This is a genomic window from Bacillus cereus group sp. BfR-BA-01524 (genome assembly GCF_022662595.1).
GTDB lineage: Bacteria > Bacillota > Bacilli > Bacillales > Bacillaceae_G > Bacillus_A > Bacillus_A thuringiensis_S.
This window is the reverse complement of sequence record NZ_JAKUDW010000002.1, coordinates 71,014-83,559: the sequence shown is the minus strand read 5'-3', so window position 1 is coordinate 83,559 and position 12,546 is coordinate 71,014. Positions and strand designations below refer to the sequence as shown.

The window sequence follows — 12,546 nt, the reverse complement described above, 5'->3', positions numbered from 1 at the left end:
AAAAAGAGTAAGGATTTAATCCCTACTCTTTTTCACTTTTACTCGATATGATAAACATTCATTTAAAGATGATTGCTCTTTATATTTCCCAGCTTCAAAATCATACGCTCCTCCTGGGAAAATCCCAACTATACTTAAATGAGCCTCAGCACATAAATTACTAATCTCATCTACAGCATAGCAGCGTAAAGATTGTGTCACGATATCATTTGAAGAATCTATTTCCCACCAATGGTCTAGCATTCTTGCATTTTCACTATCATATTCATACTTTCGCATTGCAGAACCTATCGGCATTTCTTGTCCATTGGCCTTTTCCCAATATAACGGTTGATAAATATCAATAAGTGCACATCCATCATCTTTCAACCAGTTATGTATACGTTTTAATAAAAATAATTGTTCTTCATCGGTTCCTACACCAAATCCGTCTAAATAACAAATAACATCAAACTTTTCTTTAAAGTTAATTTTATAAAAATCGGCGCAATGAACCTCAATGTCATTAGTAGAATGTTTTTTTGCAAACATAGCTAACTCCGGTACAAGCTCAACAGTAGTCATTTTTACATTCAAATTAGACATCGCCCTTGCAAATCCGCCATTTCCAGCCCCTAGTTCTAACATTGTCTGAATTGGATATCCAACTTGTTCTTGCACTTCTTTAGCAACTTCCTGTAACCAATTTTCATTATTTATATCATAGCTTATTAGTTCAAATTGTTTTTTATAAAATTCTTTTACATTTAATTCGTTCATTATTATTCTCCTCCTGCAAATTATTTTTCTGTTACAGGTGAGAAACTAAATTTCTAATCCCCATGAAAAATCCTCCTTTTGATTTCACTATATTTACAATTTATCAAAATAATAAGAATTTTGAAAGTGAAAGTATAAAAAATAGATAATGGATTATACCACTATCTACTCTTTAGCTACTCTTATTTTTCTTTTTGATACTCCACCCAGTCACCAGAATCAATAACTTTTAATATCATCTTTTTATCTTGAGCGATATACACATATGCCTCTATTTTCCTATCAGCAACATATACTGTTTGCGTAATTCGATCATATAAATCAGTCTCCGCATTACCTGTATATTCTTCTAGTTCATCTAACTTACACAATATCTCATCATTTACTACATAAACTTCTCCATACACCTTTTCTTCAATCGAATAAGTCATGGCCGGATATCCTTCGTTCGTATCAAATAATTTTCCATATGTCCAAGCTCTGTCTGGAATGTACGTTGCACCTAGCATATAATGAGCATTCGTTTGTCCTCTTCTTAACGTGCCATAAACGAAAATATGATACATAAATTCTTATCCCCTTTATATGTCTCTACTTTCTTATTTGTAAATAAGCACGAATCATAAAGTAACTCACTTCATTCGGAAGCTGTTCTTTAATAGATTTCAGACCACCCTCTGCATTTTGAACGGCAGTTTCAATAAGAGATTCATACTCTGCCGGAACAAAACTTTTCCACTCTACTTCCATTCCATCCTCGTAGCAGCGAATTAAATGGTTTTCTATTGTTTGTCTTGATAAGTTGCGTTCTTTTGCAATCTCATTCAAATCAATACCTTGTTTATACATTTCATACGTTTCTAAATGAGAATTCGCGGACGCTTTTCCTGCCTTTTTACGTTCTGAAACTACTTCTGTCTTAATCGTTTCAGCATAATTTGGATTTTCTTCAATAAAATGCTGAACTGCTTGTAAGAAGTGCGAGCCATATTTCACAAGTTTGTGTTCTCCGATACCTTTTACCGTCAACAATTCGGAATCACTTTGTGGCATTTTCACGCACATATCTTTCAATGTTTGGTCAGAGAAAATAACGAACGGAGGTACACCTTCTCCTTGTGCAATTTCTTTACGTACTTCACGAAGCACTTCAAATAAAGGATGGTCTTGAACAATTTGTCTTGTTTCTACTCGTTCTTTTCGTAAAACATTCTCTTTACCAAGTAATACTTCTTTCCCTTTTTCTGTTACTTTTAACGTCGGATAAGTGCCATGTTCAACTGCAATTAACTCATCTGAAATTAAAAACTCAATAAACTCACTGACCTCTTTTACACTACGGTTCGATAAAAGCCCATACGTTGGTAAAGTATGAAAATTAAATTCAATAACTTTCTTATTTTTCGAACCCGTTAATACTTGTGCTATCATTTGCTTTCCAAAGCGTTGGTTCGTTCTAATCATGCATGATAAAACCATTTGTGATTCCCTTGTCACATCAATGCTCTCACGATCGTCTGTACAATTACCACAGCGTCCACAATCTTCTTTCGGTTCTTCTCCAAAGTATTGCAAAATGAATGATTGTAAACATTGTTCTGTATGACAGTAATCGGTCATATTTTGCAATTTTTCAAGTTCATTTGAAAAACGTGATTCTCCAGTTGATTGATCAATTAAAAAACGCTGTACTTGTACATCTTGAGAAGAATATAACAATATACATGTACTATCTAATCCATCACGACCAGCACGTCCTGCTTCTTGATAGTAACTTTCCATATTTTTTGGAAGCTGATAATGAATTACGTAACGAATATTCGATTTATCAATACCCATCCCGAATGCAGATGTTGCTACCATTACACTTACTTCATCTCGTAAAAAGAGTTCTTGTTGCTCATTTCGATCACTATCACTCATACCAGCATGATATTTTGATACAGAAACTCCTGCCTTCATTAAATCTTCATATAACTGATCGACTACTTTTCTAGTAGCTGCATATATAATCCCAGATTCCTTTTGATTTTGACGAATATAATCCGCCAAATATGCATTTCGATCTTGTCCTTTAATGACAGAAAACGATAAGTTCTCTCGCTCAAACGTTGTCATAATTGTATTTTCTTGATTAATTTCAAGTGTGTTACAAATATCATCACGTACTTGCGGTGTTGCTGTTGCTGTTAATGCTAATACGAGCGGTTTTTCTGGAAGATAATCTAATATGCGATGTATATGTAAATAACTTGGACGGAAATCATGTCCCCACTGTGAAATACAGTGTGCTTCATCAATCGCAATCATAGGGATTTTCATATCGATAAGTTGGTCAACAAACTCCATCGAATCAAGACGCTCAGGCGCCACATAAAGTAACTTGTAATGTCCTTGTTTCGCTAATTGAATTCGCTGATTTGCTTCAGCAATAGAAATAGAACTATTAATATATGTAGCTGAAATGCCATTCTGTACCAATGTATCTACTTGATCCTTCATAAGTGATATTAAAGGGGATATAACCAACGTCGTTCCTTCAAATACTAATGCCGGAATTTGATAACAAATCGACTTACCGCCACCTGTTGGCATAATACAAACTGTATCTTTCCCATCTAGTACATTTTTAATTGTTTCATCTTGTCCTCTTCGAAACGAAGAATAACCAAAGTAGGACGCTAAAAGTTCTTGTGCTTTAGTAAACAAAAAAGAGTCACCTGCTTTTCTTTATCTTTCATCTACTTCTATTATATCAATCACTTATACGACTTGAAAGGGATGAATAAATGCTTATTGTTTTTTCATTATTCTATATTTAATATGAATTAGCATCCGTGTTTTATATGTTTTACAACATTTATAACGTAAATCCAGTACACATGAAGAAAGAGTTTCAATTTAGATGTTCATTTTATTTCCATTTCTTGAATACTACTAATTGTATACATATAAATTCAGGAGGTTACTATATGAAACATCGTAATATGAGTTCCATCACGGCAAAAAAGAAAACAACACAATTCCAATTCTCTAATAATGATGCGTGGAAATATGAATCATACTATAAGTATCAGCCATTATTCTCTTATAAAAAGCTTTTACATTTTCTTTCTCAATTTTTTAGACGTTAATATATGCGCAAAAAATGTATCATTCACAGAAGTTTTCTCAATATTAAATGTATAGACTTACTACAATTCAGTTGTTACCATATATAATAATCTGTTGAATAAACCCCTTAAGTTGACCTGCTCATATTAGCAGGTCTTTTTCATGATTACATACTTCTGTCCACTTCAATCTCACTTCCAAGTCTTTTCTCCATTTTATAACCATATTTAAATCCCAACAATTAATGATAATCATAAATTGTTGGGATTTAAATTGTTCACATATAATTATGCAATTCTTCTTTCTCAATACACAAAACACATTTTACTTGTTACTATAAAAGTACTCCAGATGAGTTTTTGCTCATCGACATTATCTAGTTAATGGGGCCTGCCGCGGGAAGCAGGTCCCTTTGACTTTATGACGGTACCAATTTCATTTGGACACATTTACCAGGTTTTTTCAAAAGAATTTTATGATAACATTACGTAGTCGAGTCCGACATCTCGGCAATACCCTTTTGAGGGTCTGCAACTTCCCTTGCAGACCCTCTTTTACTTTATATTCATTTTATTCATATATACCACAACATCATTCATTGAATTTCTCCATTTCAAATTCCCTAAAAATAATCTAGGACACGTAACTAAAAATAAATATTTATCATACTTTGAGTTATACATGTTCAAAGGAGTGTTACTATTTATGTATTCTTATTGGCAATCGTATTACTCCCCCTACCATAACCCTTATGTAAACTATGATTTGTCCGTACGTAACTACCGAATTAGTAAAAACGAGAATTTTTTAAAAGGGTATATGCGCTCTTTATGGGAACAACACGTCGCTTGGACGAGATTGGCTATTATAAGTATTGTATTTAATTTACCAGATGTTAACGTTACTGTTGGACGGCTTCTACAAAACGCAACACATATGGGACTATCACTTGAACCGTTTTACGGTGAGGATGCAGTGAAAAAATATAGTGCATTAATTAAAGATCACTTAGTAATTGCAGCAGATCTTGTTAAAGCCGCAAAAACTGGTGATCAAAATGCAGCGGCCGCTATAGAGAAAAAATGGTACGCTAATGGTGATGAAATTACTGAATTTCTTAACAGTATTAACCCATATATTGATAAAGAAGAATTTAGAAAAATGTTTTATGAACATTTAGCACTAACGAAAGCAGAAGCACTTGCCTTCCTAAACAAAGATTATGAAGCAGGAGTAAAACTTTACGATAAAATTGAAAAAGAAGCATTAGAAATGGCCGACATGATAACAAACGCAATCGTAAAACAATTCCCGCAAGTATTTCAATAAAGTGAAACTTTAATCAGAGTAGGTTACTACTCATTAATACTGGATAAAAATAAGTCGATTTCCCAACATAAATCGACTTATTTTTATCCATGATATTTCACCTCTCCTCTTTACATTTAGCTTATATCGATATATTTTATTAATATCCGTTTTTTATAGGAGGAAATAGTTTGATTAACGCCATTGGTCTCGTTTTTATACTCACAAATAAACACGAGAAAAAAAAGAAAGTTTACCTAAATGAAAAATTTGCACTAATAGATATTATTGATTCTAAAGAAGTATTTGATGATGAAGGTAATCCTTTAGTAGAACTAACATGTAAATACAGCATATATTTAGACGAAAAATATTACTGTAAATCTCTCGATGATTATACCGGACAAGTATTTCCTTTCTTAAGTGCAAAAATAGGAAAAGGTCTTCTAAGAAACTTAAACTACTACTTTTCTTACGTTGATGCCTATGATAAGAAACCACCGGTTAAAGAAATAAGACCACTTATGAAACATGTAACTAACAGATAGCGAAAAATACAAAAAAGAAAGCATCTAACTCTGGATGTTTTCTTTTTTATTGAAAACTCATTCACCCTCATCCCCTTCTAAAAATACGTATCCAAGCATAATTTAAATTAAAAACATTGGAGGATTAGACTGAATGAAATACTCAGAAACAATTATAAGCAAACGACTTCGAATACTTAAAATGACGGGTATGTTTTTCATGCTAGTATTAATAGCATGGATTGGATATACAAAATTACTTTATAAAAACGGATTCCTTCAAGAAAAAAAGAATTCAGTAGAAGTAATGAATACTAGCATTACAGGAGAAATAGAGCAGCTTTTTCATATAAACTTGCAAGGTTATCGAAAAACAAGCCTTGATGCTGTTATAGAAGCAAGTAAAACCGATCCAAGCGAACTATCCCTAATTGAACTGGTCAACAAATCCTGCTCGCGAGATTGCATAGGCGAGCCAGTAACATATGTAAACTCAAACAATGGATATATCTTTTATAAGGAATCTAATGGAACTAATGTAGCTATAACGGTTAAAAAGAAAGACACATGGGTAATTGTAAAGAAATCTGTTCAAGATGGATTATAATTCCCCCCAAAAAAAGAGTACGTATCGTACTCTTTTTTATTATTAATCTCCTTCCTCTTCACCTCTACAATGGCATTTCTGTTTTGTTTTACAATGACATTTTTCACACTCACATTTCGGTTTCTCTTTGCAACAACATTCGTGAAAATCTCTGCGTTTACATCTACATCTCTCAAACATTAAATCATCCCAAAATTTATTACAATTTCGGGAATGCCCACAATGACAAGTATTCCCCATGAATATACTTCCTCCTAAATAGAATTCATCATATTCTATGTTTGAAAGTATACAAAGGCTTGTATATTAGTCTATTTTCTCCGTATCATAAGTAGAGTTAGCAGATTACATTAAAATAAAAAGCCGTCACATGACGGCTCTTATTTTTATTTAGCAAGCTACTCTTTTGTATAAAAAAATTTAATTCCTTTCGTATCTAACCAAGCCGTTGCTTTGTCCAGTTCGTTCCCTTGACGATAATCTGTCTCAAAATACACAAGCCCTTGGTTATTTCCGCGAGATATTATTTTAGAAGTATATCCAAGCTTATCCATCATTTGAATCATGTCAGGAATTAAATTTACACCAAATTCATAAGTAACTACTTTGTTATATTTATTCACTATAATTCCAACCCCTTCTTGTTTTTTTATTGGCTCAACAGTTTGATTTGTGAACCAAGCTAACGGTTTATTTCCAATTAGCTCATTTAAATCACACTTTCCGATACCAGCTACATTCCCTGTTTCTGTGTATTGCCAAATATCACATGGATACGCCGGTTTGTTACCACCATAACGAGGAATCCATATAAAATCAGAATTGACATTTGCCATTCCAAATGGAGCATACATATGATGAGCAATATATAAACCGACTTTCTTAGCTCCTAATCTGCGTAATTCATCAATAAAGGCTTGTGCACCCGTTCTCATATCGTTCATTGTTCTTACTTCTACGTCAGCTACCCAAACTGTTGCATTTTTATCACCACGGTTCCAAAAGTCTCTCGCTTCTATCCGTGCATCCTCTACTGAAACGAAACGACAGAACGCGTAATTACCAAACGGAATATTTCTTACTTTCATTGCTTGTACATAATTTTTATATAAAGGATCAACATAATTTGAACCATCTTGCACACGTGCAATTACGAAATCTAATTGTGGGGCTGCGATATCCCAGTTAATATTGCCATTCCATTTTGAAATATCTACAATGTAACCCATAATTCATCATCTCCTTTTTTATTATCATATTCAGAGCTTGTATTTTTTGCTCTTATCCCTTAAACAATCAAGTCAGTTTTTTAATTAGCAGTAGAGATTTTGTATTAATTGATAATGATTTAAAATTTAACTTATGTATCGAAAAATAGAATATTATTGCAGATTTAAAAGATGATTATTCCAAAAACTAAAGTATATAATTAAAACAATAAAAGCCAACTTGTATTTTCAACCCACTAATCATTAGTTTTACCCCGCATTAACGGGCAGTAAGACCCCCACCTCAAAATTCAGCGGAAGCAACGAAGTTAGCTGGGGGCGGGCTGCCCGTAAAAGCCCGATTGGTGAAGGCTGATTAAAGTTTCACTTTATCTCACATACTCATAGTACCACTTACGTGCATCTAACCAAGCTGTAAATTTATCGATATTTCCAGCTTGGTAGCCATTCGTTATAGCATAACCAATGCCATCTTTCTGAACGATAATTTGTCCATCAATACCTGCATCAACCATTGCTTGAGCTAAGGCTTGTAAATTACTAAATGCTACACCGCCAGTTTTTACTTTGAGCAAATCCACTGCACCTCCTCCAGTTTGTCCTGTAAGAGCAAATACAATAGAATTAGCGATTTTATCAACATTCCATTTTGCCATGTCGGACTCATTGTCAATAAATCCTAATTCTATAAGAATAGCAGGTGCTTTCGTCCCATTTAATACCGCTAAATCTGTACGCTGTTTCGCACCTCGATCACGCCATCCAATATCTTTTGCTAGTTGAGCTGAGATTTTAGCCGCTAAGTCTTTCTGATCATAATACAGAACCTCAACACCCTGTCCATTTCCATTGCTCGCATTAAGATGAAAAGAAATAACTAAATCCACAGCATTGGAATTGCTTTTACGAATGATATTATTTAAATTTTGTGATTGAGTTGTCCCTACCTCGTCCGTATCGTCATAAACCGTGTGTCCTAAGGCTCTTAACTTAGCCGCCACAGCATCTTTAACTTGCCTATCTAGAACGTGTTCTCTCCGATTCCCAAAATTAGCACCTTGAACAATACTATTGTGTCCTCCGTGCAAACTATATCTGGCCATTATTCATCAACATCTCCTTTCTTAATATCCTATTCAAAACTTGTCTTATTGCTATTCCCACTTACAATCTTAACTGTACCCATATATCCTACATTTTCTAAAGGTGAAGGCAATTCGTTTTCGATTTTAAAAAGAGATGTCACTTCACAAATCGGATTCTTTGTTCTCTAAATTGCATTAACTTGAATGGTGACACGAACAAAAAAGCATCACCTTTTTGGCGATGCTTAAAAACTCTATTTTACGTTTTAGTTCCCTAAATAAAGTTTAAGATCATGGTGATCGAAACTATACCTATATTTCCGCCTCTTCCTTCACTGCCTCTTTCAACCTCTGCAACATATACCCAATCCCTTTGCATCCTTCTAACGGATATGTAATCATTTCTTCTGGATATAACTTTGTCACTACTTTTTTATGCTTTTTTCCCGCTAGTAAGACGATTTCGTCAAACTGTAGTAAACTTTTATCTACCATCTGTTTTTGTAATTGCTCTATACTTATTACCTCATCGCTTTTTGAATCAAATGCAAGATCATAGTTTTCTAATACAATATCATTTGGTCTTAAAAATCCATGTTTCGCTGATAATATAACCCAGTTTTCGAAAAACATAGTTGCGTACGTCTGACATGCTTTTCCGAACGGACTAATATATACATCTTTTGCTTCCATCGGTCCGTAGTTTGAATACTTATCCCAAATTTTCTTTTTTCCACATGGAATTATACATAGCCTTTTCATATATATTTCTACTCCCTTTACTTCTGTAAATAAAATTCGTTATTTTGTACATTTTTCTCTCGAAATACTATATAATAATTCTGAAAGTTAAAATTACACATTTTACCATATACGTACTATGGATTACTCTCGTTGCAAATATTATAATACCATAAAATTTTTGCATTTTTTCTTCAAAATATTAAAAACGAATTGTAATATGAGGATGTATGAATAAAATTAAAAAGGAGGTTCATAAAAATGAAAAATATTATCCCTGCACTATTAGTCTATTTTATCGTTTGCGTTATTTCCGTTATCATTCCAGCATCTGAAGGCTATAATTATGTCAGCTGGAAGTTATTTGTTGGGCAAGTGTATGCGATACCTATTTTCTTCATTACTACTATCATTACATTTTATATAAACAAGAAAAAATCTTACGAATAAACGATTATAAGGATAGCTAACGCTATCCTTATTTTAATTCGTTAATCAAATCTAAAATAGCCCTTGCAGTACTTTGTATCCTTTCTTCCGAAAATTCAAACGCAACACCTGTATTTTTATATATTTCCTGTATAGATAAATTCCAATCTGAACTCGCTCCCTCTTTAAAGAAAGCAATCGCTTGTTCCGGATTCTCTCGATAAATTTGAAACAATTGCATTGATCCTATTTGTGCAATTGCATATTCAATTTTATAAAAAGGAAACTGAACAAAGTGAAATGACTCAAACCAACTCGAACCAATTTCATTCTCTACTCCTGCAATATCAACTGATGAATATTGATACCTTTTACATAGTTCAATATATTTCTCATCTCGCTCTTCTGGTGAATGGTTTGGATTTGTGTAAAGCCAGTGCTGAAATACATCTCCTGAAACTGACGATATTAATAACGATAAAGTACGATATAATTGAACTCGCTGTACTTCTTTATAATCATCCTCTTGCGTATAAAAAATATTAAGCTTATCCATTAATAGTAACTCCAGGCTAAGGGAATAAAGTTCCGCCACCTCTTCACGAAGGTACCTTTCCTGCATACTACTTTCATTGTTAAATTGTTTATAAAAATGAAATGCATGCCCCAATTCATGTATTAATGCATTAATTGCATAAAATGAAGGACTAAAATTAGAATAAACAAAAACGTCTTTACTATGAGGTAAGGTAAAGCAAGCTGCCCCTGATGCTTTATTTTTCCGTTCTTGTACGTCAATTAATCCCGCTTTCCTTATATGAGTAAATTCCTCATGAAAACATGAATCTGTCTTCCGAAACATTTCTTCAACCCCATCCAATAAATCAATGTAATTTTCAAATGAAGATTTTTGCAAATTACAAGGAGCAAGATCCCAAGGACGATACGTTTTTACATCAAGATTCTTTTTAAAAAGACTTCCTAACTGTTTCCAAATTGGTACAACACACTTTTCTATCGACTCATGAAACTTATAACAATCTTCAATACTGTAATCTCTATTTTTTTGTTTAAAGGCATATTCACTATAATTATTAAACCCTGCATTTAAAGCCATCTGATTCCGCAATTGTACGAGTTCCTTCATAATACAATCTATTTCTATTTTTATTATACTTCTTGCTTCGCACAAAGCGTACCAAGCTTTTTCACGAATAGCTCTATTTGGGTTATCTAGCCTTGCTTTTACGTATGCATACGTCTTTTGCTCGCCTTCCCAATTAATAGATATGCTAGACATTATTTCTCTATATTTCGTAATAAGTTCTTGCTCTTTAACGGAAAGCGCTATGTTCTTTTCATTAAACATCTCACTCTTCACAAATCTTGCTTTTTTCATAAATCCATATTTCTGCTCATCTAATAAATCAGAAAACGGACAATCTCTAAATTTCTGGTCAAATTTTGCATTGTATCTTTTTAAAAGTGGCTGAATTTCATTTTGGTTATACATATGTATATCACGTATATTACTATCTTTTGTATTTCTATACATAGCGATTAAATTGATCGTTAACTCCTCTTCTATTTCTGTGTTTAAACGCAGCTCCTCCGAAAGCCAGCTCTCTAATTCTGAAACCGACGTAATATTTCGCTCTAAAAGTGACTGTAATTTACTCTCCAAATCATTAAACATACACAATCCTCCCGTTTTTAATTTTCTGTTTTTTAGAGATAAAAAAGGACAAGTAGCCAATCTGACTACTTGTCCTTGCTGTTTATGTGTACTCAATAAAATTAAGCTTGGAATGCTTCTGTTAATACTGGTACGATTTGTTTTTTACGAGATACAACACCTTTTAATGTAGCTGTGTTGTTTTCTAGTGATACGTTGTATGCTTTCTCAACTACGTTTGCTGCTTTACCGATCGCAAGACCGACAGAATCGTTAGTTAAGATATCAGTTACAACGAATAAGAATAGGTCTAAACCTTTTTCTTCTACTACTGCAGAGATTACTTTTTCAAGTTCCGCTTGGTGTACAAGAACGTCGTTTGTATCAACAGCGTTTACTTGTGCGATTTCAACTTTCGCATTACCCATTTGGAATTCTTTAGCGTCAAGAGAGATTAATTGCTCCATTGTTTTTCCGCTTAAGTCAGCACCAGCTTTTAACATTTCTAAGCCGTAGCTATCAGCATCTACACTAGCGATTTCCGCTAATTCACGAGCAGCTGCTACGTCTTGTTCTGTGCAAGTTGGAGATTTGAATAGTAAAGAATCTGAAATAATTGCAGATAACATTAAACCTGCAACTTCTTTACGAATTGTAACGCCATTTTCTTTGTACATTTTGTTTAAGATTGTAGCTGTACATCCCACTGGCTCACAACGATAGTATATAGGATCGCTTGTTTCAAAGTTAGCAATACGGTGATGGTCAATAACTTCTAACACACGAACTGATTCGATATCGTTAGCACTTTGTTGACGCTCGTTATGGTCAACTAAAATAACGTTGTCCACTTCGCTTGCTACTGTCTCAACAAAACGCGGTCCTTCTACTTTAAAATAGTCTAACGCAAATTGAGTTTCACCGCTGATTTCGCCTAAACGTACAGGCTCAGCATTCATTCCTAATTCTTTTTTCAATTCTGCATAAGCAATTGCAGAACAAATTGCATCTGTATCTGGGTTTTTATGCCCGAAAACTAGTACTTTTTCCATGTTTTCCACCTCTTCATGAA

The 12,546-nt window shown here is 33.6% G+C and carries 14 protein-coding genes; 5 read left to right on the top strand and 9 right to left on the bottom strand.

What is annotated here, in order from left to right; genetic code table 11:
* Positions 1-15 precede the first annotated feature (15 nt).
* The 3 genes from MR170_RS01295 to recQ form a co-directional block, all read right to left on the bottom strand.
* The gene (locus tag MR170_RS01295; RefSeq protein WP_242306875.1) at positions 16-759 is read right to left on the bottom strand and encodes a class I SAM-dependent methyltransferase; all 744 of its coding nucleotides are present in this window, start codon (positions 757-759) and stop codon (positions 16-18) included.
* A gap of 182 nt (positions 760-941) precedes the next feature.
* A complete protein-coding gene (locus MR170_RS01290) occupies positions 942-1,325 on the bottom strand; it encodes a gamma-glutamylcyclotransferase family protein (RefSeq protein ID WP_242306866.1) in 384 nt (127 codons plus the stop codon).
* 25 nt (positions 1,326-1,350) lie between these two features.
* Positions 1,351-3,468 carry a DNA helicase RecQ gene (gene recQ / locus MR170_RS01285; RefSeq protein WP_016081285.1) on the bottom strand — a complete coding sequence of 706 codons (2,118 nt, stop codon included), beginning with the start codon at positions 3,466-3,468 and terminating at the stop codon, positions 1,351-1,353.
* A 263-nt stretch (positions 3,469-3,731) separates the two neighbouring features.
* Between recQ and MR170_RS01280 the strand changes: the two genes are divergently transcribed.
* The 4 genes from MR170_RS01280 (at position 3,732) to MR170_RS01265 (ending at position 6,315) form a co-directional block, all read left to right on the top strand.
* Positions 3,732-3,893, top strand: coding sequence for a hypothetical protein (locus MR170_RS01280; protein ID WP_016081284.1), 162 nt, complete (start codon positions 3,732-3,734; stop codon positions 3,891-3,893).
* A 685-nt stretch (positions 3,894-4,578) separates the two neighbouring features.
* On the top strand, positions 4,579-5,202 hold the full coding sequence (locus tag MR170_RS01275; RefSeq protein WP_016081283.1) for a hypothetical protein: 624 nt from the start codon (positions 4,579-4,581) through the stop codon (positions 5,200-5,202).
* A gap of 170 nt (positions 5,203-5,372) precedes the next feature.
* Complete coding sequence (locus MR170_RS01270; RefSeq protein ID WP_016081282.1) at positions 5,373-5,729, top strand: hypothetical protein; 357 nt, start codon at positions 5,373-5,375, stop codon at positions 5,727-5,729.
* A gap of 133 nt (positions 5,730-5,862) precedes the next feature.
* A complete protein-coding gene (locus tag MR170_RS01265; RefSeq protein ID WP_242306857.1) occupies positions 5,863-6,315 on the top strand; it encodes a hypothetical protein in 453 nt (150 codons plus the stop codon).
* Here the strand turns inward: MR170_RS01265 and MR170_RS01260 are convergent.
* The 4 genes from MR170_RS01260 to MR170_RS01245 all read right to left on the bottom strand — a co-directional run bounded on the left by MR170_RS01260 (position 6,300) and on the right by MR170_RS01245 (position 9,391).
* A complete protein-coding gene (locus MR170_RS01260) occupies positions 6,300-6,491 on the bottom strand; it encodes a hypothetical protein (protein ID WP_242306855.1) in 192 nt (63 codons plus the stop codon). The two genes, MR170_RS01265 and MR170_RS01260, sit on opposite strands and share 16 nt — an antisense overlap.
* A gap of 222 nt (positions 6,492-6,713) precedes the next feature.
* Positions 6,714-7,544 (bottom strand): GH25 family lysozyme, encoded by an 831-nt coding sequence (locus MR170_RS01255; RefSeq protein WP_029442550.1) that lies wholly within the window; start codon positions 7,542-7,544, stop codon positions 6,714-6,716.
* Positions 7,545-7,912: 368 nt separating this feature from the next.
* Complete coding sequence (locus MR170_RS01250) at positions 7,913-8,647, bottom strand: N-acetylmuramoyl-L-alanine amidase (RefSeq protein WP_029442551.1); 735 nt, start codon at positions 8,645-8,647, stop codon at positions 7,913-7,915.
* A gap of 294 nt (positions 8,648-8,941) precedes the next feature.
* On the bottom strand, positions 8,942-9,391 hold the full coding sequence (locus MR170_RS01245; RefSeq protein ID WP_242306853.1) for a DUF6884 domain-containing protein: 450 nt from the start codon (positions 9,389-9,391) through the stop codon (positions 8,942-8,944).
* Positions 9,392-9,631: 240 nt separating this feature from the next.
* On the opposite strand from MR170_RS01245, the gene MR170_RS01240 reads away from it, so the two are divergent.
* On the top strand, positions 9,632-9,820 hold the full coding sequence (locus MR170_RS01240) for a DUF4017 family protein (protein WP_016081277.1): 189 nt from the start codon (positions 9,632-9,634) through the stop codon (positions 9,818-9,820).
* 28 nt (positions 9,821-9,848) lie between these two features.
* Here the strand turns inward: MR170_RS01240 and MR170_RS01235 are convergent, their stop codons facing one another.
* Together MR170_RS01235 and ppaC are read right to left on the bottom strand one after the other, a co-directional pair.
* On the bottom strand, positions 9,849-11,495 hold the full coding sequence (locus MR170_RS01235) for a M3 family oligoendopeptidase (RefSeq protein WP_242306851.1): 1,647 nt from the start codon (positions 11,493-11,495) through the stop codon (positions 9,849-9,851).
* Positions 11,496-11,596: 101 nt separating this feature from the next.
* Positions 11,597-12,526, bottom strand: coding sequence for a manganese-dependent inorganic pyrophosphatase (gene ppaC, locus MR170_RS01230; protein ID WP_029442553.1), 930 nt, complete (start codon positions 12,524-12,526; stop codon positions 11,597-11,599).
* Positions 12,527-12,546: the final 20 nt, after the last annotated feature.

What these genes read in the sequence shown, in the direction of transcription:
- MR170_RS01295 (WP_242306875.1), bottom strand. Translation starts at nt 759, where the DNA reads ATGAACGAATTAAATGTAAAAGAATTTTATAAAAAACAATTTGAACTA.
- MR170_RS01290 (WP_242306866.1), bottom strand. Translation starts at nt 1,325, where the DNA reads ATGTATCATATTTTCGTTTATGGCACGTTAAGAAGAGGACAAACGAAT.
- MR170_RS01280 (WP_016081284.1), top strand. Translation starts at nt 3,732, where the DNA reads ATGAAACATCGTAATATGAGTTCCATCACGGCAAAAAAGAAAACAACA.
- MR170_RS01275 (WP_016081283.1), top strand. Translation starts at nt 4,579, where the DNA reads ATGTATTCTTATTGGCAATCGTATTACTCCCCCTACCATAACCCTTAT.
- MR170_RS01265 (WP_242306857.1), top strand. Translation starts at nt 5,863, where the DNA reads ATGAAATACTCAGAAACAATTATAAGCAAACGACTTCGAATACTTAAA.
- MR170_RS01255 (WP_029442550.1), bottom strand. Translation starts at nt 7,544, where the DNA reads ATGGGTTACATTGTAGATATTTCAAAATGGAATGGCAATATTAACTGG.
- MR170_RS01250 (WP_029442551.1), bottom strand. Translation starts at nt 8,647, where the DNA reads ATGGCCAGATATAGTTTGCACGGAGGACACAATAGTATTGTTCAAGGT.
- MR170_RS01245 (WP_242306853.1), bottom strand. Translation starts at nt 9,391, where the DNA reads ATGAAAAGGCTATGTATAATTCCATGTGGAAAAAAGAAAATTTGGGAT.
- MR170_RS01240 (WP_016081277.1), top strand. Translation starts at nt 9,632, where the DNA reads ATGAAAAATATTATCCCTGCACTATTAGTCTATTTTATCGTTTGCGTT.
- MR170_RS01235 (WP_242306851.1), bottom strand. Translation starts at nt 11,495, where the DNA reads ATGTTTAATGATTTGGAGAGTAAATTACAGTCACTTTTAGAGCGAAAT.
- ppaC (WP_029442553.1), bottom strand. Translation starts at nt 12,526, where the DNA reads ATGGAAAAAGTACTAGTTTTCGGGCATAAAAACCCAGATACAGATGCA.